The organism is Vibrio navarrensis (assembly GCF_015767675.1).
Lineage (GTDB): Bacteria > Pseudomonadota > Gammaproteobacteria > Enterobacterales > Vibrionaceae > Vibrio.
The window spans coordinates 2,161,264-2,185,247 of sequence record NZ_CP065217.1 but is presented as its reverse complement, the minus strand read 5'-3'; the positions used below and the strand labels follow the sequence as shown (position 1 = coordinate 2,185,247).

Sequence of the window (23,984 nt, the reverse complement as noted above, 5' to 3'; positions counted from 1 at the left end):
TGTGATTAAGCGCCTTTTTTGTCGCGGTTAAACGAGAGTGCTTTTCTGGCGATGGCTTTGACCATACCGTTAAAAACAAACAAGTGGGCGGGCATCATGGCAAACCAATAGAGCAGTCCGCGAAAACCTTGCGGATGCCACCAAGCGGTGACCGTGAGTTGGCGATAGTGTCCGTGATCGTCAATAGTGAACTCCAGCCGTCCGAGCCCGGGGCCTTTCATACCAAAGAACAGAGAAAGAAAGTGCGGTTTCTCGCAGCGGATCACTTTCCAAGAATCGATGTAATCACCGACTTTAAGCTCCGGCCCAGATGGGGCGCGGCGAATCGGTTTTTTGCCGCCGAATAGCACATCAAGCCACTCACGTGTTCGCCACAGTGACGTAGCAAAATAGTAGCCTTGTTCCCGACTGCCTATTTTTTCCACCCATTGCCAAAGTGCCTCGGCAGAGGCTTGGGTTTGAATGCTGGCGCCTGCTTTTTTCGCGTAATAGCCGTAACCCGGCTGCCAGCGCTGTAATGCCTCGGGTTCAAAACCCCAGACATTGCTTCTAACAAAGGTGCCTTCTTGCTCAATTGCTTGTTCAACCGCCTGCTGGTATGAGAGCAAGGCTTGTGGGTACTTTTGCCCCAATTCTGCGCTGTTTGCTACATAGTCATGTTCCAGCCCAGCTAAAAGGGCGCTACCAATGCTTGAAGGGACCGAAGTAATTAACCCGAGCCAGTATGAGGCCATTTTGGGTGTCAGAAGCGCCGTCGAAAAAAGGCGAAAAGGGCGCTTTGTAGCTTGGCAGATGAGGCGAAATTGTTCGCGGTAGCTCAGTGTGTCTGGCCCACCCGCTTCGTAGATTGCATGAGTGGCGTGGGCCTCTTCGGCCAATCGCAACAGATAGTAATTAAGGTTTTCCAGTGCGATCGGATTGGCTTTTGATTCAACCCATTTTGGGGTGATCAACAGTGGCAAGTGGTAGACAAAATCACACATGATCTCAAAGGCGGCTGAGCCCGGGCCGATAATCACCCCAGCACGAAGTTCAATAATCGGAATCCCTGCTTTGCGCAGGACATCGCCGGTCATTTTCCGCGCTTGAAGATGGGCTGAACTGCCACTTTGCGGCTGAAGTGCGCTTAAGTAAATCACCTGTTTGACGCGGCTTCCCTGTAGGGCTTGATAAAAATGGTCAGCGAGGGAGAGTTCATAATCAATAAAATCGTGCCCTTGAGCCATGCCATGAACCAGAAAATAGATCAGGTCAAATTGTGGAATGAGCGCTTGAGTCGCGCTTTGATCCGCCAAATCAAGGTAAGCAACGTTTAGGTGCGGATGAGGTTTAACTCGCGCTTTAAGGTAGTCGATTTGTCTCGCTGCGGCCGTCACTTGATAACCTTGCGCCAAAAGAAGTGGCACCAATTGCGACCCAACGTAGCCTGATGCGCCCAACACTAGTACTTTCTGCACTGCGCTCTCCCTAAACAAAAGTCGAAAAAGTGGGTGGAATACTCACCCAATTGGTTATAATCATCGGCTATTTTCTCCGCTTCTTCAATAAGTTGTATCTGAGGTGTCTATGTCCTTTCTTGCTCTGGTGGCGAAGCATGCCGACGCGGCGTTTTTGCGTCGTCTGCTGATGATCGCATTGCCAATCGCGCTGCAAAGTATGATGTTTTCCAGCCGAGGTTTGGTGGACGTATTGATGCTAGGACAGCTGGGTGAGGCGGAGATTGCTGCGGTTGGTGTTGCGGCCAGAGCGACCTTTGTCACCACTATTATGCTGGTCGGCGTCACTACTGGTGGCGCTCTGCTGACTGCGCAATATTGGGGGGCTGGGGATAAAGACGGTGTTAGACAAAGTACGGCATTGACTTGGTTGGTGTCGATGGCGTTTGCCTTGCTAACCGCCTTGCTTTTTCTGCTCTTTCCTCAGCAGATCATGGCGCTAACCACCGATTCGCCACTCGTGAATCAACTTGGCAGAGAGTACTTGGTCCTCACCTCGTTGACCATGCTCAGTGTCGCTTGTGTGGCGAGTATGGCGGTTGGGCTCAGGGCGATGCACAAGCCTGGTATCAGCACTTTCTTTAGTGGCATCGGTATTCTCTCCAACGTATTTTTGAACTGGCTATTGATTTTTGGCCATTGGGGATTGCCAGCAATGGGGATCAAAGGTGCCGCAATCGCGACTTTGCTCAGCGGGGCGATTGAAGTGGCAACGTTATATGGTTACCTCTACGCGAAGCAGCATTTGTTGGCTTTTGGCCGAGCGGATATACACGCCATCCTTGATTGGAAAAAAATTGTTCGTTTTCTCAAACTCTCGCTACCCACGACCTTTAACTTCTTAGCCTGGGCTGGCGGGCTGTTTGCCTATCATGCCATTATGGGACAAGCGGGTGTGCAAGGACTTGCGGCGTTGTCGGTGATGACGCCAGTGGAGTCGATTTCACTGGCGATGATGATTGGCCTGTCCAATGCTGCCGCCGTGCTGGTTGGGAATCAGTTGGGGGCGAAAAATTTTGAGCCCGTTTATTACCAAGCTTGGGCGACAGTACTGATGAATGTCATCATTGGGGTTGTGGTCGCAGTGCTGTTGTATCTATTCCACCAGTCGATTCTAAATGCCTTTAGCGCCTTAACCCCAAAAACTCGACAACTTGCAGAGCAGTTCATGATGGTGCTCTGCGCCGCTGTGGTACTGAGATCGTTGCCGATGATGGCGATTGTTGGCGTATTGCGTGCGGGCGGCGATGTGAAATTCTGTCTCTATCAGGATTTGCTCGCTCAGTGGGTCATTGGTATCCCTTTGGCGGCGTTTGCGGCTATCTACCTTGAGGTGTCGCCCGTGTGGGTGTATCTGTTATTTTTGGTCGAAGAAGTGGTCAAGTGGGTCGGCGTTTTATATCGCATCGTCAGCCGTAAATGGATGCGAAATCTCATCGAAGATTAGATATGCGCTGATTTGCATTCATTTAATGTGATCCAGCAATCAAAATACTTTCGATAATCAGCTTTTTAGTGTAGATTCTGGTTCCAATTTCTGAAAGCGAAGCGGCAAAGTTAATGTTACAACTGTCAGACCTATGTAAAGGCTATGTGGATGGTGGAGAATTTCATCCGGTATTGCAAGGGGCTGAACTGACGTTGCAACGTGGCGAACAAATTGCCCTAATGGGTGAGAGTGGCTCAGGCAAAAGTACGCTGCTCAATTTAATCGCAGGGTTAGACATTGCCGATTCCGGCGCCATCAATTTTCCTGGCTTCGCGATGCATGATGCGCCTGAATATCAGCGCACAACCTACCGCCGTAACAATATTGGGCATATTTTTCAGCAGTTTAATTTACTTCCTACACTCAATATCGCCGATAACATTCGTTTCTGCCGTCAACTCAAAGGCTTGCCGGAAGACAAAGGACTGTTGCGACAAATCCTTTCTGCACTCGATCTCATGCCGCTACTGGGCCGCTATCCCGAAGAGGCCTCCGGTGGGCAGCAGCAACGTGCTGCAATTGCACGTGCTTTGTATATGGAGCCCAAGTTGCTGCTTGCAGACGAGCCGACCGGCAGTTTAGACGAGCGTAACGCCGAAGCGGTGATGCGCTTACTGACTTCACTCACTCGCCAACTCGATTGCACCTTGCTTTTAGTCACGCACAGTGAAAAAGTCGCCCAGCATATGGAAGGAAGAATTCGACTTCAAGGAGGACAGCTGCATGTTATGGCCCGTAGTTAAAGCACTACTCGGTCATTATCGGCGCTATCCGCTGCAAATCATTTTGGTCTGGCTTGGCCTAACGCTCGGCGTTTCCCTGCTCGTCGGGGTTACTGCGATCAACCATCATGCGAAACAGAGCTATCAAAATGGTGAAAAGCTCTTTTCCAATCCGCTCCCTTATCGCATTCGGCCAAAGCATAACGCCAACAAGATCCCTCAAGGGTTCTACATTCAACTGCGCCGAGCGGGTTATCAGCAATGTGTACCGATGGATATGCATCATATCGACACCGCCAACGGAATTGGGTTGACCTTAGTGGGCATCGATCCTGTTGCGATGCTCTCGTTGGAGCAGCCCAATGCGATGGGAGAACTCTCTCTGCTGGCGTTGATGAACCCACCTTACCCGATCTTAGTCAGCAACGCGCTTGCTAAGCATATGCATTGGCAAAATGGTGATTCTATTCCGCTGGATGATGGGAGCCTGCTTGGCCCGTTGAAAATCGAGAGCGAAGAGCGTCTTAATGGTACGCGGATCGTGGCTGACATCGCCACATTGCGTATGCTTCAGCGCAGTTCGGGTCTCTCGGTGATTGCCTGTGGTGAAATGCCGCCAGAGAAGCTGGAAGCGTTAAAACAATCATTGCCCAATGGCTTGTCTTTGGTGCGCAATAGCCGAGATGAGCTTAACGCGTTAACCAAAGCCTTTCATCTTAATCTTACCGCCATGGGTATGCTGTCGTTTTTGGTCGGCCTGTTTATCTTCTATCAAGCGATGTCGCTCTCGTTTATCCAACGCCAACCTTTAGTAGGCATTTTGCGCCAGACGGGTGTCACCGGCATGCTACTGGCGAAAGCATTGATTCTTGAGTTGACCATTTTGGTGGTCGTGGCTTGGTTATGTGGCAACGTGCTTGGACTGCTATTAGCCAATGAGCTGATCCCGGCCGTTTCTGCCAGCTTGAGCGATCTGTATGATGCCAACGTCGGGCTTTCGATTGGCTGGAGTTGGCAATCGAGCTTGTACGGCTTGCTGATGGCGGCGCTCGGCGCTCTGATTTCCTGTCTCTGGCCTTTGATTCGCTTGTTGAAATCTCAGCCGATTCGTCTGTCCGCGAAACTCTCGTTGGTGCGTTTTGCTGGACGTGAGTTTGCGTGGCAGGCACTCGCCGCGTGTGCATTCTGCGTAGCGGCCATTGCCGTTTACCAAGCCCCTAAAACTCAGGAATCGGGCTTTGCGATTATCGCTTTGATGTTGATCAGCGTTGCCTTGTTTACTCCCTTTTTGATGTGGGCGGTATTTAATAGCTTTTCCTACACGTTGCGCTGGGTGAGGTTGCGTTGGTTCTTTGCCGATACGGCGGCCAGCATGAGTTATCGCGGTGTGGCGATGATGGCATTCATGTTAGCGTTAGCGGCAAATATCGGTGTCGAGACCATGGTGGGCAGTTTTAGAGATACGACCGATAAATGGTTAACCCAGCGTCTTGCCGCAGATCTTTATATCTACCCAACCAATAACTCGGCAGCAAGGATCAGCAGTTGGTTGATGGCGCAGCCAGAAGTGGACCAAGTTTGGTGGCGCTGGGAAAAAGAGATTCAAACTGACGCAGGGCAGTTGCAAGTGGTCAGTACCGGTGCTTCGGAAGGGGAACTTGATGCATTGACGGTCAAGCTCGGTGTGCCCAATTATTGGTATTATCTCAACAGTACCCGCAGTGTGATGATCAGCGAATCGATGGCGTTGAAAATGGGTATTCGTCCCGGAGATTTTATCAATCTGACGGCGCCTTTAGGGGACAAGTGGTTGGTGGTCGGCGTCTATTATGACTACGGCAATCCGTATAATCAGGTACTGTTGTCCCATCGTAACTGGCTGTATGCCTTTGCTGGAAATGGGAATGTCGCGCTGGGTGCGGTCATGCACGAAGGGGTGAATATTGAGGGGCTGAAAGGGCGTTTAGAAAAGATTTTCCGCATGACGCCAGAGCGTGTGCTCGATAATAACAATATTTATAAGCAGGCAATGCGAGTGTTCGACCATACTTTTGCCATCGCCGATACCTTAGGCAATATCACCCTCGTTATCGCGGTGTTCGGCCTGTTCTTCGCCACGTTAGCCGGAGAGGTTTCGCGTCAGCGTCACGTGTCGATTTTGCGCTGTCTCGGCGTATCGGGCAAAGAATTGATCGCGCTGGGTGGACTGCAACTGTTTGTTTTTGGTCTTATTTCCGCCGTTATCGCTGTGCCGCTTGGTATGGCGCTGGCCACCTTGATTGTTGACATCGTGATTAAGCAATCTTTTGGCTGGTCGCTGGAGCTACAAATTAACCCCGGCGAATATGGTGAAACCCTTGCGTGGGCAATGCTGGCGATCATGCTGGCGGGTGCTTTGCCTGTGCTCAGAATGGTGAGAAATACGCCGATGAAGTCATTAAGGGACGCCTTGTAATGAAGCGAGTACGTGGTCGATTTATCCTAATGTCGCTGCTTTTTTCTACCATTGCTGTTGCAAGTTTAGTGGCCGCTTGGTATCTGCTTTTTTATGTCAAAAATTCGACAACGCAAACACAGTATCAATTTAACAGTGTGTTTGCTGCACCACCGCAGATGGTGTTTGAACCCGTACTGCCAGGACAAAAAGTCCGCCTGCCAAACGATTTCCGCTTCCACTCACAATACCAGCATGAGTGGTGGCACTACTTTGCCAGTCTGCAAGATGCAAAGGGTACGTCTTATTCTGTGCAGTGGAGCTTTTTTCGTCTGGCAGGTGATGAAAGAGACGTCAATGGTTGGCAAAACCCACAGATTTACCTTGCGAATGTGGTTGTCAGTGGCGAAGGTAAAGTGTGGAAAGACCAACGTATTGCCCGTGGGGGCATAGGTCAGGCGGGCTCGAGCGATAAGCCGTTTCGCATGTGGATTGATAACTGGACTTGGCGAGCCTTAGGGGTGACCCCTTTTCCGGGTAATCTGATCGCGGCCAGTGACGAATTTTCACTGGAGTTGGCCACGCGAACCAGCGGCCCTTTTGTCCTCAATGGCGAAAGTGGTTATCAGCTCAAGCATGACTTGGAATCCGTTGCGTCGTTTAGTGTGAGCGCACCGTTTCTGCAAACGGATGGTGTTTTGCATCTTGATGGCAAAAGTATCAAAGTGAGTGGCTCTGCATGGCTGCAAAAAGAGTGGGGCTCAGATCTGGTAGGACAAGATCAACAGGGCTGGGACTGGCTGGTGTTTAATCTCGACAACGGTATGGCGTTGAGCGTCAATCAGTACCGACATAAAAGCCGGTTGCCTTATGTGTTTGGCACACTCTCTACCTCGTCGGGTAAGGTTTTTCCCCTCAAAGAGCAAGACATCAAGATCATCCCCTTAGAGGAAAGCGAGCTGGCCGATGGTACGCGTTTACCTCTGCGATGGTCTGTTGAAGTGCCACAGTATCAAATCCGCCTCACCGCCACGGCTGTGGATCAGGAAATGTGGTTACCCTTTTTACTGCCTTACTGGGAAGGACCTATTCAGGTGGCGGGCAGCCATCAAGGTTGGGGTTTTATGCAGTTAACTGGCTACGGCGAAACCAATTAAAGCGCATTCAAAAGTAAAAAGGGTCCCGACGATGGGACCCTTACTTTTTTCTACGTATTTACAATTTGTTGCGTAGTTGTCATGCTTATGTTCACCTGTATGTCGCTCATTGACTATAATCTTATCAGTCAGTTATCGGGTGACTGCGGCTATTTTCAAATGAGTGACGTTGACATCAATGTAGGAAAAACCGATGTTTAACATCTAAACAAGCGATTATTCCTACATTATTCTTCGCGATACACTGCTACACATTGTTAGTTGTTCATTTATCACGATTATAAATATAAGGGCGAAATCATGAACGATGCTATCCGTGACTTTTTCAAAATGGAATCCGCAGGCGGCATCCTGCTGGTGATTGCTGCAGCCATTGCTATGGTGATTGCCAACACTTCGCTAAACGATACATATCAGTCGGTACTGCATAGTTATGTATTTGGTATGTCAGTATCGCACTGGATTAACGACGGTTTGATGGCCATCTTCTTCCTTCTGATCGGTCTAGAAGTGAAACGCGAACTATTGGAAGGCGCGTTGAAATCAAAAGAGACGGCGATTTTTCCTGCGATTGCGGCCGTCGGTGGTATGTTAGCTCCTGCGCTGGTCTACGTGCTGTTTAACAGCGGTGATCCACAAGCGGTGCAAGGTTGGGCTATCCCTGCGGCTACCGACATTGCATTTGCATTAGGAATCATGGCGTTACTTGGCAAGCGCGTTCCGGTGAGTTTGAAAGTATTCTTGCTTGCTCTCGCGATTATTGATGACCTAGGCGTGGTCGTTATCATTGCCTTGTTCTACAGCGGCGATTTGTCGACACTGGCGCTGACAGTCGGCTTCATCATGACTGGTGTACTGTTCTTACTGAATGCGAAAGAAGTGACAAAACTGACGTGGTACATCGTAGTGGGCATTATCTTGTGGGCTGCCGTACTGAAGTCAGGCGTACATGCAACGTTAGCCGGTGTGGTCATTGGTTTTGCTATCCCTCTCAATGGCAAAAAGGGTGAGCATTCTCCTCTCAAGCATATGGAACACGCACTGCATCCTTATGTTGCGTTTGCGATTTTGCCTCTATTTGCCTTCGCTAATGCGGGCATATCACTGGAAGGCGTTTCGATGTCTGGCTTAACGTCTATGCTTCCGCTGGGTATTGCTTTGGGCTTGTTGATTGGTAAACCTCTGGGGATTTTCTCCTTCAGTTGGGTGGCGGTGAAAACGGGCGTTGCGAGATTGCCAGAGGGCATCACCTTTCGTCATATTTTTGCAGTGTCAGTGCTGTGTGGTATCGGCTTTACCATGTCGATATTCATCTCTTCACTGGCGTTTGGCGGGCTAAGTCCAGAGTATGATACGTATTCACGACTGGGGATCCTGATGGGCTCTACCACAGCTGCTGTGATAGGTTATTGCTTACTGCACATCTCTTTACCAAAGAGTGACAGTAGCAGCCGCTAAACTCACTTAGGTTAGGCTAAAAAACCTCCGAATTTCGGAGGTTTTTTTATTGCTTCTAAAAACGGGCAATAACAATAGAAAGAGGGGACAAAAAAAAGCCCAAACCAAGCGGATTCGGGCAGATACAAACACAGGAGTTAATAATGAAAAAGCAGCAACGTAACAAAAGTCTGAAACAAGTTTGACGGCCAGTGAAACTTAGCAATGCGCTTGTTGTTACCCTTATTCAGACCAAGTGTTCGAGCTGCAGTTCCCTAAATCAACGAAAATATCTAAAAAATTTTCTCTCGCTAACCCCTTGGCTGACAGGCGAAATTGAAATCTGGTCCGACCAATATTAAAAAATGTGATGTTAATTGCTTGTTAATTATTGGTGTCAAAAGTATATTTCAAACAGTTGTTTGATACGAGTGATTGAAATGGCACCAAGAAGCAGTACAAAAGAAAAAATTCTCGACATCGCCGAAGGGTTGTTCGCCGAGTACGGGTTCAATGACACTTCACTTCGTACCATTACTGGCAAAGCCGGTGTGAACTTGGCTTCGGTCAATTATCACTTTGGTGACAAAAAAACCTTGGTTCGAGCGGTGTTAGATCGTTATCTCGAAGCGTTAATGCCAGCAATGAAAATTTCGTTAGTACAACTGAACAGCAAAGAGTCTTACACCATGGCCGAAGTGTTTGAATCGCTTCGCGTACCGCTCAAAGAACTCAACGAAGTGCGTCCGAATGGCACGAGTCTGTTCATGTTGTTGATTGGCCGCGGATATACCGACGTACAAGGGCATTTAAGATGGTTTATCACTACACGTTATAACGATGTATTGAGGCTGTTTACTGAATCCGTGCTGAAAGCCAATCCGACCTTAACCGAAGAAACGCTTTTTTGGCGCTTGCATTTCACACTGGGAACCTGTGTTTTTACTATGGCATCCAGTCAGGCGCTGTCTGAAATTGCTGAAAGCAATTTCAACAAAAAAACCGACGTAAAATCAGTTGTTGACCTCTTGATCCCCTATATGGCGGCAGGAATGTCAGCTGAGTAACTAAAATAACAGATAACCAGGACCTGATCGGGTTCCACCAGTGAACAAAAGGATCTGAACTATGAGCTCTCTAAGAAGGAAGTGGGTTAGCGACCCGGCGTTTAAAGTATTCAAAAAGGTTTTGCCTCCTCTGTCTATTACAGAGAAGGAAGCAATGGAAGCCGGCAGCGTCTGGTGGGATGCAGAACTGTTTTCAGGCAAGCCTGATTTTCAAAAATTGCATCACTATCCAAAACCTGTTCTTACCGCTGAAGAACAATCTTTCATGGACAACGAGCTGGAAACGCTGCTTGAAATGCTTGATGACCATAAAATGGTTAAGGAAGATCGCGATCTGCCTGCGAAAGTTTGGGAGTATCTGCGTAAAGAGCGCTTCTTTTCGTTGATCATTTCTAAAGAGTACGGCGGTCGCCAGTTCTCGGCTCTGGCGAATTCAACCATCGTTTCGAAGATTGCGACACGTAGCATCAGTACTGCCGTGACGGTCATGGTGCCAAACTCACTCGGCCCGGGTGAGCTTTTATCGCACTATGGTACACAAGCGCAAAAAGACTACTGGCTACCACGTTTAGCGGATGGTACCGATATCCCTTGTTTTGCCTTGACTGGTCCTGAAGCTGGCTCGGATGCCGGTGGCATTCCAGACCAAGGTGTTGTCTGCTACGGTATGCACGAAGGCAAAGAAGTCCTCGGCATCCGTGTGAGCTGGAATAAACGCTATATCACCCTAGCACCGGTCGCAACCGTACTAGGGCTGGCGTTCAAACTGAGCGATCCTGATCACCTGCTTAGCGATAAAACAGACATCGGTATTACCTGCGCTTTGATCCCAGCCGATCACGAAGGGGTTGAGATTGGTGAACGCCATGATCCGCTGGGTTTAGCTTTCATGAACGGGCCAACTCGTGGACAGAATGTTTTCATTCCGATGGACTGGCTGATTGGCGGCGCGGATTATGCGGGCAAAGGCTGGCGCATGCTGGTTGAGTGTCTCTCTGCCGGACGCGGTATTTCGCTGCCTGCACTGGGCACAGCGATTGGTCACCTGACGACACGTACAACCGGCGCTTATGCCTACGTGCGTAAACAGTTTGGTATGTCGATTGGTAAATTTGAAGGTGTTGCAGAGGCGATGGGCCGCATTGGCGGTTTAACTTATCTGCTCGAAGCGACACGGACATTGACCACCACGTCGCTGGATCTGAAAGAGAAACCAGGGATTGTGACTGCGATTGCCAAATACCATATGACCGAAATGGCGCGCACCATTCTTAATGATTCCATGGATATCCATTCAGGCCGTGCGATTCAAGATGGACCAATGAACTATCTGGCGACGCATTATCTCGGTATTCCGGTGGCGATTACGGTGGAAGGTGCGAATATCCTAACACGTAACTTGATGATCTTTGGTCAAGGTGCAACGCGTTGTCACCCTTACGTGCTTAAAGAGATGGAAGCGGCGGCAAACCCGGATGAGAGAGAGGGCGCCAAGCAATTTGATGACCTGTTGTTTAAACACATCAAACATGCCGCTGGCAATACCTTCGGCGCATTGGCGGCGGCACTGACAGGTTCTCGCTTTGTCAAAGCGCACATGAGCGGTCCGACTCAGCGCTACTACAAAGATATGACACGTTTGAGCCGTGCGCTCGCCGTGAGTGCCGATTTTGCGATGTTAACGCTCGGTGGTGAGCTCAAGCGCAAAGAGATGATCTCAGCGCGTCTTGGCGACGGACTTAGCTATCTGTACATGGCCTCAGCAGCGTTGAAGAAGTATGAAGATGAAGGACGCCAGCAGGGCGATCTCAACTTTGTCCACTATGCGGTTCAGCACTGTTTGCACCATGCGGCCAAATCGCTCAACGAAGCTTACGCCAATTTCCCAGTGAAATACGTAGGCGGTGTACTGAAAGCATTGCTTTTCCCGCTGGGCAATCATTTCAAAAAACCGAGTGATGATCTGTGCATCAGCCTAGCTGAAGCGATGATGACTCCGGGCGTACAGCGCGATCGCATGACAAGCCTCTGCTACATCGGCAAATCTGCAGATGATAGTGTTGGTTTGATGGAGCAGGCATTCTTAGCCATGTATGACATCAAACCGCTAGAGCGCAAACTGATGAAAGCGGTCAAAGAGGGCAAAGTGGCGCGCAAAGGCTTATTGCACGACCGCTTACAGCAAGCGTTTGAGGCCGATGTATTAAGCGAGCAAGAGATCGATAAGATCCTCGCGGCGGACAAACTGCGCTATAAAGCGATTCAAGTTGACCACTTCAGCTTCGATTTTTCCGAAACTTTGACGGATGCCCCCGTTAAAGCAAAGCTGACTAGCGCTGCATAATTCGCAGCGCATTGCCGAAAAAGCACCTAATTTAAGGTGCTTTTTCTATTTTAAACGGAGAAAAATCTATGAGAGTGCTCCAACCACTTGCATTTTCGCCGCATTTTTACAGAAATTAGATGCGAATTGTGGTCGAAACTTTTATCCTAGCAGCGTTTTTTAAAGGAAGTTGAATATGATCATCAAACCTAAAATTCGTGGATTTATCTGTACCACAACGCATCCAGTGGGTTGTGAAGCGAACGTAAAAGAACAAATTGCTTACACCAAGGCGCAAGGCCCGATCAAAAACGCACCAAAAAGCGTTCTTGTTGTTGGTTCGTCAAGTGGCTACGGTTTATCTTCTCGTATTGCAGCGGCATTCGGTGGCGGCGCAGCAACTATTGGTGTTTTCTTCGAAAAAGAAGGCACGGAGAAGAAACCAGGCACAGCAGGTTTTTACAATGCGGCCGCATTTGAGAAGCTAGCGCGTGAAGAAGGTTTGTACGCGAAAAGTCTCAATGGCGATGCTTTCTCCAATGAAGCGAAAGAGAAAGCCATCGAACTCATCAAAGCCGATCTGGGCCAAGTAGATATGGTGGTTTACTCTTTGGCATCGCCAGTCCGTAAGCTTCCAAGCACGGGTGAACTGATTCGTTCAGCGCTCAAGCCAATCGGTCAAACTTACACGTCTACGGCGGTTGATACCAACAAAGATGTGATCATCGAAGCGAGCGTAGAGCCGGCGACGGAGCAAGAAATCCAAGATACCATTACGGTTATGGGTGGCGAAGATTGGGAACTGTGGATCAATGCGTTGGCCGAAGCGGGCGTGTTGGCAGACGGTTGTAAAACGGTTGCTTACAGTTACATCGGTACCGAACTGACTTGGCCAATCTACTGGGATGGCGCACTAGGTAAAGCAAAGATGGACCTAGATCGCGCCGCCGCTGCACTGAACGATAAGCTAGCCGCAACTGGTGGTAGCGCGAATGTCGCAGTGTTGAAGTCAGTGGTTACTCAGGCGAGCTCTGCCATTCCAGTGATGCCTTTGTACATTGCGATGGTGTTTAAGAAAATGCGCCAAGAAGGTGTACACGAAGGGTGTATGGAGCAGATCTATCGCATGTTCAGCCAGCGTCTTTACAAAGAAGATGGCAGCGCGGCAGAAGTGGACGAGAAGAACCGTCTGCGTCTGGATGACTGGGAACTGCGTGACGACATTCAACAATACTGCCGTGATCTTTGGCCTCAAATCACCACTGAGAACCTGAAAGAACTGACAGACTATGTGCAGTACAAAGAAGAGTTCTTGAAGCTGTTTGGCTTTGGGATTGATGGGGTCGATTACGATGCAGAAGTGAATCCACAAGTCGCAACCGATTTTATCACTATCTAATCTGATACTAGACAACACATAGACAAGGCGCTCAGTTGAGCGCCTTTTGTTTACTTGTGATGGCTGATGCTAGCTAAGAATAATCAATATCGTACCCGCCAATGTCATCAAAATATTGGCGATAGCGTATGTGCCGGCATAACCAAGGGCAGGAATGGTTGACTTCGCATAGTCATTCACGATGTCCATGGCGGGTGCACAGGTACGAGCACCAATGATGGCGCCAAATAGTAACGCGCGGTTCATCTTAAGGATGTAAGCACCAACAAGGTAGGCAAAAACCACAGGCACGACACTGACCAAGAAAGCGATGCCGATGATTTTCGGTCCAACTAGGGTCAGATGGTCGAACATCTTACCACCTGCGCTAAGGCCGATCCCCACCATAAAAATCATCAACCCCAAGTCTTTGACCATGTTAAGCGCTCCTTGTGGTACGTAGCCAAAGGTAGGGTGGTTTGCGCGTAAAAAGCCCAGCGTGATCCCAGAGAGCAACAAGCCGACCGCATTGCCCAAACTGAAGGAGACTTGGCCAAACGTCATGGTGACTAAGCCGAACATAATGCCGAGAATGAAGAAACTGCAGAAAGCGAGCAGGTCGGCCATTTGACTGTGGATCGAGATAAAACCGATGCGCTCAGCCAGGCCATGAACACGGCTCTTTTCACCACTGACTTGCAATACGTCGCCTTTGGCTAGCACGATATCGAGATCCATTGGCATTTCGATCTGCGCGCGGACTACACGGTTAAGGAAACAGCCATATTCTGAAAGATTAAGATCGGAAAGACGCTTGCCCGCAATCGCATCGCTTTTTACCACGATCTCTTCTTCTACGATGCGCAAATCGAGCAGGTTTCGGTCGAAAACCTCTTTACCGTTGCGAAAACTCGGGTCAAGACGCGCGTGGCTATCGGGGAAACCAACTAAGGCAATTTCATCACCCTCTTGCAAAATCGCATCACCATCGGGATGGGCGAGTATACCGTTGCGGCGAATACGTTCGATGTAGCAGCCTGTTTGGCGGTAGATACCCAGTTCACGCAAGTTTTTACCATCCGTCCAGTCAATAAGTTCCGCGCCGACCCGATAGGCGCGGATGATGGGCAAATAGACTTTACGTCCCGAACCGCCCAAACCGCGCTCTTGCGCAATTTGTTGCGCTGAGTCAGATAAATTTTGCTTTTGTAACTTAGGCAGTAACTTGGCAAACATGATCATGCTGACCAAACCAACGAGATAGGCCATGGCGTAACCGACCGAAAGGTTTTCTAGCACCAATGAAAATTCCATATTTCTCGGAATGGACGCTAATCCCGAATTGAGTGCGTCCTGTGCCCCAACCAATACCGGTGTCGCAGTGAGCGCCCCCGCCATCATGCCGGCGGCCAAACCAAAATCCAGCCCCATGTAATGGCTGGCAAAGTAGGCAATAGCTAACGCCGTGACTAACACCACTAGGCTCAGTGTCAAATAGTGTTTGCCATCTCGAAAGAAAATACCGAAAAAGTTGGGTCCGGCTTCGATACCTACGCAATAGATAAACAGCATAAACCCGATGGTGAGCGCCTCGGCGTTAAACGAAAAACCGAGATGGCCCATGATAAGGGAAGTAATGAGAACACCAATTGAGTTGCCAAGCTGCATATTACCAAAGCGGATTTTGCCAAAAGAGAGGCCGATGGCCAACACCACAAAGATGAGCAGAACTGGATTTTGCTCAAGAAGAAGTACGACGTCTATATTCACGTTGTCGCTCTAAAAAGTTAGGTCAGGGAACAGGGTTAGAATAGGAATTGTAACCAAATATAGCTAAAAGATAAGAGAAATTTTTCAGTTTTGCCAAGAGTTGACTTGTATTGGCTGTTTTAATAAAAAACGCTATAAAAAAACCCGCTGCGCAGCGGGTTTAAAGAAAAATGAGCGGAGATTAGTCAAATAGACCTAAGTGCTCTTTTGCATAAGCTTCGAAGTCATCACAACCACCGATATGTTGCTGGTCGATGAAAATTTGTGGCACGGTTTCAACCGGCTTACCAACAGTTTTCTCTAGGTCTGCCTTTGAAATGCCCTCAGCTTGAATGTCTACATAACGATAGTTGAAATCGTCACGTTTGGCTTTCAGGGTTTCCGCATGCTCTTTTGCACGCACACAGTAAGGACAAGCCGGACGACCAAAGATAACTACGAACATATACTTTCTCCTTTATTTTGATAGCTGCAACTATGCCCGATCCGATGGCGGAAATAAAGTGGCAAATGCCTCTCGCTCTGATAGAGGAAACACATTGAACACTTGCTGGACAATTTGCGTAGCAGATGATGTGAGGCACAGCAAAAAGTCTCACAAAATACAAGGTTAATTGGGGCAGGTTGCACTTGATCAAACATTTTGTCGATAAATCAAGGCACAGTGAGCAACATTAACTTGCGCTGAGGATCAGTGATGACAGGAAGAGGATGTACGCTATGTTTCAGTTTATGACGGCCACGAGGATCATTTTTGGCGAGGGAGCCCTGCAAGCCTCATTGTCTGTGCTTAATCAGTTTGGTTACAGCGTACTGTTAGTGACAGGGCAAGATCTCTCTCGCGCTCAGCCAGTTATTGGTTACCTGAAGTCACAGAATATGCGCTACCAACATGTTGCCATCTCTGGTGAACCCTACATCGCGATGGTGGAAGAGACGGCCGTCCTTGGACGAAAATTCAAACCCGATATGGTGGTTGCCATTGGTGGTGGAAGTGTGATTGATATGGGCAAAGCGCTAGCGGCTATTATTCCCAATCAAGGCAATGTCTATGACTACGTTGAAGTGGTAGGGCGAAACGTCCCTCTCAAGACACATCCATTGCACTTCATCGCGATACCGACAACGGCGAGTACAGGCTCTGAGGTGACCCGCAACGCGGTATTAAAATCAGGTCAAGATAGGGTCAAGGTGAGCTTGCGCAGCCCAGACATGTTGGCGGACGTCGCGATTATTGATCCAACACTGACTTACGGAACCGATCCTTATACTTCGGGGCGTGGTGCAATGGATGCTTTCACTCACTTGATGGAAGCGTATGTGTGTGGAGAACCGAACCCCCTAACTGACATGATATGTGAAGAAGGGTTGCGGCGACTGGCGAATTCCATTTTACCCGCTTGTTTACAAGATGATCACAAAGCGCGCTCTGACGTTGCCTTTGCCGCTTTACTCGGCGGTATGGCGATCACCAATGCTAAACTGGGCGCAGCGCATGGTTTAGCTTCGGCATTAGGTGGCAAGTTAGATGCGCCGCACAGTGTAATTACAGGACGCTTGGCTCCTCATGTGATGCGGGAAAATATTATGGCCGCACGCACCGCGGGGCGCAGTGACTTGCTGTATCGCTACCGCTCTATCGCGCGCATCGTAACGGGAAGAACAGAGGCGGATGAAGAAGAGGGGATTGATTGGGTGGCGGAACTTTTAGATAAGCTGTCGGTGCCACAGCTTAGCCAGTTTGGCGTCTGTGCCACTTCTTTTACTCAGGTTGCGGAAGATGCCTTGAAGTCCGTTGCGATAAAAGGAAACCCGTTACCGTTGACCAAAGATCGCCTCATCTACATTCTTAATCAGGTGTGCAGTTGCCGCTGGGGTGAAGGACAAGATGCGCAGCCAATCAATGCCGCCGTGATAGAGGTGCTGGGAGGAAATCAGCGAAGCTTACCAAGTCGCGATAACGTGGAAAACTAAATAAAACGGAGCCTGAAGGCTCCGTTGAAAAGGGCTGTTTAGAAGTGGGACAGCTTGTCGTATCGGCTGTCTTTAAGCGCTTCTTTTACGCGCTTGAGGTTTTCGCGAAAGCCTGAGCCGCGACGTAGTGTGAAGCCTGTGGCTAAAACATCGATCACGGTCATTTGTACCACACGGCTTGCCATCGGCATATAGACGTCAGTATCTTCTGGAACGTCTAAAGAAATTGCCAGCGAGGCCGCTTTTTCCAAGGGGGAATCTTTTGCGGTGATAGCGATGACGGTTGCGCCATTTTCACGTGCAAGATTGGCAATCTCTACCAGACTTTTAGTGCGACCTGTGTGAGAGATCAGCACAAACACATCGTTATCGCTGCAGTTGATACAGCTCATACGTTGCATCACCACATCTTCAAAACAAGTAATGGGGATATTGAAACGAATGAACTTGTTTTGCGCGTCTTTAGCCACCGCAGAGGATGCGCCTAAGCCAAAGAAGGAGATACGCTTGGCTTGAGTGAGCAGGTCCACCGCGCGGTTGACTTGCATCGGGTCCAAACTGTTTTTGGCGACGTCAAGACACGCCATGGTGGATTCGAAAATCTTGTGCGTGTAGGCGTCTGGGCCGTCATCTTCCTCGACATTACGGTTAACATAAGGCGTTCCGTTCGCCAAGCTTTGCGCTAAATGGAGTTTAAAGTCGGGGAAACCTTTAGTATCCAATCTGCGACAGAAGCGGTTGACCGTTGGCTCACTGACGTCTGCCATTTTTGCCAGTGTTGCGATACTTGAGTGGATAGCCGTTTGCGGTGACGCCATAATCACTTCAGCGACTTTGCGTTCCGACTTGCTAAAGTTCTCAAGGTTTTTTTGAATTTTTTCTAATGTATTCATAGTGTTCACGAGGGTATAGAGAACAACTCGCCGACAATACCAGTCCAGATGATACTATTCTTGGGAAAAACGTATATTTAGGACGGCAACCTGCAATCAGCGCCATAGCGAGAGTATAAACCTAATAAGCGATACGACTAAAACAAATAGCCGTACTATTTAGTGAGAATTTGACAGGCCTCAAACAAAAGTTTGTTAAAACTACAAAACTGAATGTTGTCGCACGCTGTTTCGGCAAATTCTACGGTATATTGACTTTGGAATTACAGCAAAAGAGAAAGAAAATTTCATTTTGCTGTAACTCGTTAGGAGAAGCGTTCAGTGAGACTTGCTCAGTATCTGTTCGCTTAACCGTCCAATTTCTGCCATCAAATTGGGGGCTTGTTGCTGAACAATTTGCCGCTGTTGTTGCAAAACACAAGCAAGGATATCGTTGCTAGTTAAAGGGTTAGCGAGCACCACACGAAAGACGATCGTGTCCATTCGTGACCACTGAGCTGGGTTCAATCGGGTTCTCGACACGAAGGACTTACCCGTTTCGCGCTGGCGCTTTTGTACAAATTTGGTGAGTTCGTTGAGTAACTCGTTGAGCTCAACACGTTCTTCATCATTAGCCAGCGTCAAAGCCTGTTTCACTTTGGCAGGAATGTAGCGATAGGTTAGCAGGCAAAGCTCTGGCTCTGAGATCAGCTCAAAGTCTTCTTGCTGTTTAATCAACGTAGCAAAATATTTTGCTTTCTCAATGCTTTGGTTAATGAGCAGTTCATAGCCTGGACGGCTAATAATGTGCATGCTGGCGTAGACCAACATCGCCATACCAGAGCGCGACCCCTCGAGCGTATGGCTGCCAAGATCCTTCGACCCTTTGCGCAGGATGTACTGCGCGTGGTGCTCAATCGAACTCATCGCGTTGGGATCTTTAAAGAGAACCATGCCCGCGCCCATTGGCACATAAAGCTGTTTGTGGGCATCAATGGTAACAGAATCGGCAAGCTCTGCGCCATCAAGCAGATGACGATACTTGTTGGACATCAAAGTGGCGCCGCCCCAAGCGGCATCAACATGAAAATGGCAAGCATGGCGTTGGCACACTTCAGCGATTGCGCGCAGTGGATCGACGCTGCCCGTTTCTGTGGTGCCCGCGACGCCGATAACTGCGAACGGTTTAATGCGCTGCGATTTGAGCTCTTGAATTTTCTCTTCTAGCGCCTGTGGGCAGATGCGGTTGTTTTCATCGGTCTTGATAGCAATAAGGCCACTTTGGCCGATACCAAGCACATCGGCGGCTTTTTTCAGTGAATAGTGTCCACGCTCTGAAACCAGTACGGCTAAGCCTTCATATTCGTAGTGTTTCATCGCTTTGAATAAGCCTTCTTTTTCAACGCCTTGAAAAGCTCCCTCGGCACGTAGGGCATTATTTCTCGCTACCCACAAGGCGGTGATGTTGGCGATGGTACCGCCAGAGCAAAACGCCCCCAGTGAGTGCTCAGCGCTATGCATCCACTGCGAATAGAAAGCGTCGTCTTGTCCGTAGATCAAACGATGCAGCATACCGATCACTTGACGTTCTAAAGGAGTAAACGCTTTTGATGTTTCAATCTTCACTAAGTTTTGATTCAGAGCGATCATGATCTTCGATAATGGCATCAGGAAATAGGGCAATGCCGAAGTCATATGACCGATAAAGCTGGGTGAGGATGTATGAACAGAATGAGAAACCAGAGTGTCCAACAAATGTTCTGTATGGTCAGAGACAAATTCGGGCTGTTCCGGAATTCTAGCAGAAGAAAAGTCTTTCTCGATTTCACGTAAAGGCTTTTCTTCTGCCACGATATGTTCACCGAGGAATTTATTGAGGTTTTGTGAGAGCTTTGCTTCGATTTGCGTCAAAGTGGAATCTGGACCCTCTGGTATGGTAAAGATTTTTAACAGACTTTCGAAGCTGACGTCAGCGATTTTTTGTTCCATTGCCATATAAACAAATCGACTTAATTATACTAGTAGTTCGAGCGGGATAATCTAAACCAAAATGGCGGTAAAGTCCCGTTTTTATTCAACGATCACAGAGGCGTGTTTCTCATCTGCCACTGAATGGCTGGCAGAAAAGAAACACGCCCTAGGAATAAAATGGTTCTGTTTGTGATTTAGTTACACTTAACCTGACTTACACCGGAGATGGCATCATTGTAACGATTCAGCGCAGCTTCGATCTTTTTCGGATGGCTGAGGAGATCGGCAAACGCGGAGCGCAGCTGGTAATTCTTCTCATGGTTTGCCGCTTGGCGATCTTCAAAGGTTCGTTTAGCAATTTCACCCAATTCATCACTGCGACTCGCGAGCTGTTTAATGTCGCTTTGCTCCAGTTGCAACCAGTTTTCAATCGATTTGTCGGTCGCGACTCGGCTAGCATCGTGTTTGAGGTAGTAATGCACGGCTGCACGATTGAGCTCGAAATGGTGCTTACGCCCTTCAAGAAACCATCCACTCACATCTTGCAATTCTGGGTATTGTTGCGTGGTCAGTTGGGCAAGATCTGAGTACCAATTCAGAGAAGCATCGATGTAAGCGTCGTATTTTTGGGCTAAACATTGGCTGTCGGCAGCCAAGGCAACAGATGAAGTTGAAGCTAGCATAAGAGCGACAACGAAACGTTTCATAGTTCTTCCTTTTGACACATGTTTTAATTTTTAGCGCGTATTGTAACGAATGCGGGCGGGTCATCCTGAGATCTAGCTAGCAAGTGACACAAAGAATAACATTAATACGGGAACGAGTAGGCTGAGTATAAAACCGCTGACAATCGCAATCGGTACGCAGCGCACTCCACCTGTCGTCTGAATCACAGGAAGGGTGAAATCCATAGCTGTCGCGCCAGCATAACCGATCGAGGTACAAGGGTAGCTCCTAATTAATAGCGGGATAACCACTAGTGCCACCAGTTCTCGCAGCAGTTCGATCAAAAATGACGTTCCGCCAAAGACGGGACCAAAAGCGTCCCCCATGAGTATGCCTGCTAGCGAGTACCAACCAAACCCAGAAGCCATCGCTAAGGCTTGATAGATGGGTAAGCCTAAAAGGTGCCCGGCAAGTAGACCGCCAAGCATAGATGTGACGATAATGACCAGCGCGATCAACATACCATGTTTATTGAGCAGTATTTGTTTGAGCGTCAGGCCACTGTTACGCAGTTGAATGCCAATAAAAAACAGCAAGATAAACAATATCCACTCGCTAGCGGTGTCTACCCAATGCAACTCAAAAGGCAGCAACAAACCAACTAGGAGTCCTCCGCCGACCACAAGGATCAATTTGGCTGATTCTAATGCCATGGCGGAAAGTGGCAGCTTCTTATGTGTGTTGTCTGTGACAACGGGCAGTAGTCTGTCTATCAAGGGTAAGCCCGCCAAATTGCAGATGCCCAAGCAAAAGAAAAACGTGGCTGTATAGAGGAGAATCGTTTGTAAGTTACTGCTTAGGTTATCCAAAGCGGCTAGGCTAAGTCCCATGAGGGAAAGGATCACGTAAATAAGCTGAGAGGTAACCTTGTTAATTGTCACTAAGGTTGCTTCACGCGAAATGGAAATGAAATAGCCGAAAACAAGCGGAGCAAAAATAAATAGCATCCCTGACAACATGAGAACTCCTGATTCCTTCGATAGTTTTCCGATGTAGAGCGTTGGCCTAAGCTAGCGTTTTCATCGCAACGTAATTTGTCTGACAAACAGTGCCTGTGTTCGAAACCATTGAACAATGGCGATTAACAAAGAGTGTGCAGTATACGATTTGTCTGAGGACGAACGTTAATAAGTAGATCAGTGTTTGCAAACGCTCAACCTACATCGCTAGGTGAACGCTTGCATAGAATACAGAACAAACCCGTGATAAACCACCAGAAACTGGTGGCTTTTCACAGTCAGTTATTCATTTGTAGCTCGGAATTTATGGGCTTGAGCGAAGGGACGGTAATTTTATAAGCCGCTAGCGTTTAGCACGTCGTTAATCTTCGATTGGAACTCATTGTCGTTGAGGTTACTCAGCTCAAACAGCACTTCAGCACCCGTTAAATTGAACTCCACTTCATGCTCTTCAATGCGCTCATCTTGGCTGCGGAACATGAGTAAGTGGTTCGCGATTCGTGCAATATCGAGGTAGCTGACCTCAGGGCGAGTTTGAGAAAAAGACTGGTTGGATGCCACTTCGATAAAATCGCGGTCAAATCCCCAGTTTTCTAATACCAGTTTACTGGTCGCGGAGCATCGTGTCTGGAAGATTTGTAGTGCAATCTGGTGATCAAGATAATTACCTTTATCAAGATACAGGTGGTATTCATTAACTAGGCAAAAGAGACCAATATCTGCCAGCAAACCCACCAAGAGTGCTTTTTCCGCCTCAAGGTGAGCATATTTATCTGCACCAAGCTTCCTAAAAGTATTTACCACCAGAACCATGGTCGCGCCCAACTCGCGTGAAACCGCAGCGCTATTTACTAACACCGCATTACACTCTTTGTTAAGGTTAACCGAATGTTTAAGCTGTTCAATGGCTTGGGCGGTAACTATGTCTCTGACACGCAATATCCCCAAACGTGATACCGCTGTGGTCAAATCAGTACAGGTGATGTTACGTCGATTGAAAATGACCGAGTTTGCTACGCGTATGACAATAGCCGCTAAGCCAGGATCTTCGAGTAAGCAGTCCGCAACGTCGACAATACCAGTTGATTCCTGTGTACACAGTTGTTGAATTTTAAGGACAACATCAGGGATAGGCGGCAGAGCAATTTTGCCAGTGGAGAGTGATTGCTCTACAAGTTGAGCAAACTCTGACTCCAGTGCCTGCACCAGCATATCCTTATTGTTGGGCAGCCAAAAAAATGATAGATGTTCCATAGGTAATCTGAACACGTGAGCTTTAATACAGTGTACTCCTACCAGTGCAGAAAGCGCAATCAAATGCACCTAACGCTGCAGTTTGTTTGATGTTTTTCCGACCTTACAAAAACTTGACGTCAAAAAAATAGCATAGAACTTTTCTAAGATGTGAATTTAGTCACGCAGTTATGAGACGTGAAACTTTATTTGTGACACGAATCCCGACTTATTTTTTATCGTTAAGTATGATTTAGGGCATTGGCGCTTCGTTACTACAATCTAATTAAGCCAATTTATAAATTTTTATTCGCTAAAAATACAATGCTGCTATCTGGAGACATAACTAATCGGGGTTAATCTTTGAATTAGGAGTCAATGGATATGACAGAGCAAACTTTTTTTAACTATGTTAGTCAGTTTGGTGATTTCCAAAAACGTTCTATGTTTGGCGGTATCGGATTATTCGCTGATGATGCGATGTTCGCTTTGATTAGCAACGATTGCTGCTATCTTCGTGGCAGCAACGGCTTGGATGAACAACTGACAGAACTAGGGTGCGAAAAGTATCGTCATATAAAGAAACAGACGACTGCAACGGTGAACTACTACGACATTAGCGCGTTGTTAGAAACACAGTATGCGGATCTGGATAGTCTGGTCAAAAAGTCAATTGAGTGTTCCGTTCATCAGCGTAGCTTTCAAAAATCGTCCGCTAGCCGTCGGCTTAGAGATCTGCCGAATATGCAGCTGACATTGGAGCGCATGGTAAAGAAAGCGGGTATAGACGATGTTGAGACATTTATCGAACTCGGTGCTGTGGAAGTGTTTAATCGAGTACGGCAAGCGTACGGCAATGATGTTGATGTCAAACTGCTGTGGAAATTTGCCGGTGCGGTAGAGGGCATCCACTGGAAACTTTTGCAAGAGCCTCGTCGTCGCCAACTGCTTTCTGCTTGTCAGTAGTTCATCTAGC

At 48.2% G+C, this 23,984-nt stretch carries 18 protein-coding genes; 10 read left to right on the top strand and 8 right to left on the bottom strand.

What is annotated here, in order from left to right; genetic code table 11:
• Positions 1-5: 5 nt before the first annotated feature.
• On the bottom strand, positions 6-1,457 hold the full coding sequence (locus tag I3X05_RS10455; protein WP_193186298.1) for a DUF2867 domain-containing protein: 1,452 nt from the start codon (positions 1,455-1,457) through the stop codon (positions 6-8).
• 109 nt (positions 1,458-1,566) lie between these two features.
• Here I3X05_RS10455 and I3X05_RS10450 point away from each other — a divergent pair, with 109 nt between their 5' ends.
• The 8 genes from I3X05_RS10450 (at position 1,567) to fabV (ending at position 13,524) form a co-directional block, all read left to right on the top strand.
• The gene (locus I3X05_RS10450) at positions 1,567-2,943 is read left to right on the top strand and encodes an MATE family efflux transporter (RefSeq protein WP_045571945.1); all 1,377 of its coding nucleotides are present in this window, start codon (positions 1,567-1,569) and stop codon (positions 2,941-2,943) included.
• Positions 2,944-3,056: 113 nt separating this feature from the next.
• Entirely contained in the window at positions 3,057-3,728 is a 672-nt protein-coding gene (locus I3X05_RS10445; RefSeq protein ID WP_039429534.1) for an ABC transporter ATP-binding protein, read from the top strand.
• Positions 3,709-6,162, top strand: a complete 2,454-nt coding sequence (locus I3X05_RS10440) for an FtsX-like permease family protein (protein WP_193157813.1) — start codon at positions 3,709-3,711, stop codon at positions 6,160-6,162. The genes I3X05_RS10445 and I3X05_RS10440 overlap by 20 nt, the downstream gene beginning before the upstream one ends.
• Positions 6,162-7,298, top strand: a complete 1,137-nt coding sequence (locus tag I3X05_RS10435; RefSeq protein ID WP_045571943.1) for a lipocalin-like domain-containing protein — start codon at positions 6,162-6,164, stop codon at positions 7,296-7,298. The genes I3X05_RS10440 and I3X05_RS10435 overlap by 1 nt, the downstream gene beginning before the upstream one ends.
• Before the next feature lie 300 nt (positions 7,299-7,598).
• Entirely contained in the window at positions 7,599-8,756 is a 1,158-nt protein-coding gene (gene nhaA, locus I3X05_RS10430) for a Na+/H+ antiporter NhaA (protein WP_337970699.1), read from the top strand.
• Between the two features lie 419 nt (positions 8,757-9,175).
• Positions 9,176-9,802, top strand: a complete 627-nt coding sequence (locus I3X05_RS10425; protein ID WP_045571941.1) for a TetR/AcrR family transcriptional regulator — start codon at positions 9,176-9,178, stop codon at positions 9,800-9,802.
• 61 nt (positions 9,803-9,863) lie between these two features.
• Positions 9,864-12,146 (top strand): acyl-CoA dehydrogenase, encoded by a 2,283-nt coding sequence (locus tag I3X05_RS10420; RefSeq protein ID WP_045571940.1) that lies wholly within the window; start codon positions 9,864-9,866, stop codon positions 12,144-12,146.
• A 175-nt stretch (positions 12,147-12,321) separates the two neighbouring features.
• Positions 12,322-13,524 (top strand): enoyl-ACP reductase FabV, encoded by a 1,203-nt coding sequence (fabV, locus tag I3X05_RS10415; RefSeq protein WP_045571939.1) that lies wholly within the window; start codon positions 12,322-12,324, stop codon positions 13,522-13,524.
• Positions 13,525-13,593: 69 nt separating this feature from the next.
• On the opposite strand, the gene I3X05_RS10410 is transcribed toward fabV, so the two are convergent.
• Positions 13,594-15,273 carry an aspartate:alanine antiporter gene (locus tag I3X05_RS10410; protein ID WP_045571938.1) on the bottom strand — a complete coding sequence of 560 codons (1,680 nt, stop codon included), beginning with the start codon at positions 15,271-15,273 and terminating at the stop codon, positions 13,594-13,596.
• A gap of 181 nt (positions 15,274-15,454) precedes the next feature.
• Positions 15,455-15,718: a GrxA family glutaredoxin gene (locus I3X05_RS10405; RefSeq protein ID WP_011080656.1), complete on the bottom strand. Its 264-nt coding sequence runs from the start codon at positions 15,716-15,718 to the stop codon at positions 15,455-15,457.
• 275 nt (positions 15,719-15,993) lie between these two features.
• On the opposite strand from I3X05_RS10405, the gene I3X05_RS10400 reads away from it, so the two are divergent.
• Positions 15,994-17,247 carry an iron-containing alcohol dehydrogenase gene (locus I3X05_RS10400; RefSeq protein ID WP_045572065.1) on the top strand — a complete coding sequence of 418 codons (1,254 nt, stop codon included), beginning with the start codon at positions 15,994-15,996 and terminating at the stop codon, positions 17,245-17,247.
• A gap of 38 nt (positions 17,248-17,285) precedes the next feature.
• Here I3X05_RS10400 and I3X05_RS10395 read toward each other — a convergent pair whose 3' ends face one another.
• From I3X05_RS10395 to I3X05_RS10375, 5 genes are all read right to left on the bottom strand, one after another.
• Positions 17,286-18,140: a MurR/RpiR family transcriptional regulator gene (locus I3X05_RS10395; protein ID WP_039429516.1), complete on the bottom strand. Its 855-nt coding sequence runs from the start codon at positions 18,138-18,140 to the stop codon at positions 17,286-17,288.
• 318 nt (positions 18,141-18,458) lie between these two features.
• Positions 18,459-20,114 (bottom strand): pyridoxal-dependent aspartate 1-decarboxylase PanP, encoded by a 1,656-nt coding sequence (gene panP, locus I3X05_RS10390; RefSeq protein ID WP_045571937.1) that lies wholly within the window; start codon positions 20,112-20,114, stop codon positions 18,459-18,461.
• 170 nt (positions 20,115-20,284) lie between these two features.
• Positions 20,285-20,797 (bottom strand): hypothetical protein, encoded by a 513-nt coding sequence (locus I3X05_RS10385; RefSeq protein WP_045571936.1) that lies wholly within the window; start codon positions 20,795-20,797, stop codon positions 20,285-20,287.
• 72 nt (positions 20,798-20,869) lie between these two features.
• Positions 20,870-21,775, bottom strand: coding sequence for a lysine exporter LysO family protein (locus I3X05_RS10380; protein WP_045571935.1), 906 nt, complete (start codon positions 21,773-21,775; stop codon positions 20,870-20,872).
• 333 nt (positions 21,776-22,108) lie between these two features.
• The gene (locus I3X05_RS10375) at positions 22,109-23,029 is read right to left on the bottom strand and encodes an HDOD domain-containing protein (protein ID WP_045571934.1); all 921 of its coding nucleotides are present in this window, start codon (positions 23,027-23,029) and stop codon (positions 22,109-22,111) included.
• A 357-nt stretch (positions 23,030-23,386) separates the two neighbouring features.
• Here I3X05_RS10375 and I3X05_RS10370 point away from each other — a divergent pair, with 357 nt between their 5' ends.
• Positions 23,387-23,974 carry a TfoX/Sxy family DNA transformation protein gene (locus tag I3X05_RS10370; RefSeq protein ID WP_045571933.1) on the top strand — a complete coding sequence of 196 codons (588 nt, stop codon included), beginning with the start codon at positions 23,387-23,389 and terminating at the stop codon, positions 23,972-23,974.
• Positions 23,975-23,984 lie beyond the last annotated feature (10 nt).

Coding starts and splice junctions, on each gene's coding strand:
- I3X05_RS10425 (WP_045571941.1), top strand. CDS start 9,176: ATGGCACCAAGAAGCAGTACAAAAGAAAAAATTCTCGACATCGCCGAA.
- I3X05_RS10450 (WP_045571945.1), top strand. CDS start 1,567: ATGTCCTTTCTTGCTCTGGTGGCGAAGCATGCCGACGCGGCGTTTTTG.
- I3X05_RS10420 (WP_045571940.1), top strand. CDS start 9,864: ATGAGCTCTCTAAGAAGGAAGTGGGTTAGCGACCCGGCGTTTAAAGTA.
- I3X05_RS10385 (WP_045571936.1), bottom strand. CDS start 20,797: ATGAAACGTTTCGTTGTCGCTCTTATGCTAGCTTCAACTTCATCTGTT.
- I3X05_RS10395 (WP_039429516.1), bottom strand. CDS start 18,140: ATGAATACATTAGAAAAAATTCAAAAAAACCTTGAGAACTTTAGCAAG.
- I3X05_RS10435 (WP_045571943.1), top strand. CDS start 6,162: ATGAAGCGAGTACGTGGTCGATTTATCCTAATGTCGCTGCTTTTTTCT.
- I3X05_RS10380 (WP_045571935.1), bottom strand. CDS start 21,775: ATGTTGTCAGGGATGCTATTTATTTTTGCTCCGCTTGTTTTCGGCTAT.
- I3X05_RS10440 (WP_193157813.1), top strand. CDS start 3,709: ATGTTATGGCCCGTAGTTAAAGCACTACTCGGTCATTATCGGCGCTAT.
- fabV (WP_045571939.1), top strand. CDS start 12,322: ATGATCATCAAACCTAAAATTCGTGGATTTATCTGTACCACAACGCAT.
- panP (WP_045571937.1), bottom strand. CDS start 20,114: ATGGCAATGGAACAAAAAATCGCTGACGTCAGCTTCGAAAGTCTGTTA.
- I3X05_RS10445 (WP_039429534.1), top strand. CDS start 3,057: ATGTTACAACTGTCAGACCTATGTAAAGGCTATGTGGATGGTGGAGAA.
- I3X05_RS10405 (WP_011080656.1), bottom strand. CDS start 15,718: ATGTTCGTAGTTATCTTTGGTCGTCCGGCTTGTCCTTACTGTGTGCGT.
- I3X05_RS10370 (WP_045571933.1), top strand. CDS start 23,387: ATGGATATGACAGAGCAAACTTTTTTTAACTATGTTAGTCAGTTTGGT.
- I3X05_RS10375 (WP_045571934.1), bottom strand. CDS start 23,029: ATGGAACATCTATCATTTTTTTGGCTGCCCAACAATAAGGATATGCTG.
- I3X05_RS10400 (WP_045572065.1), top strand. CDS start 15,994: ATGTTTCAGTTTATGACGGCCACGAGGATCATTTTTGGCGAGGGAGCC.
- nhaA (WP_337970699.1), top strand. CDS start 7,599: ATGAACGATGCTATCCGTGACTTTTTCAAAATGGAATCCGCAGGCGGC.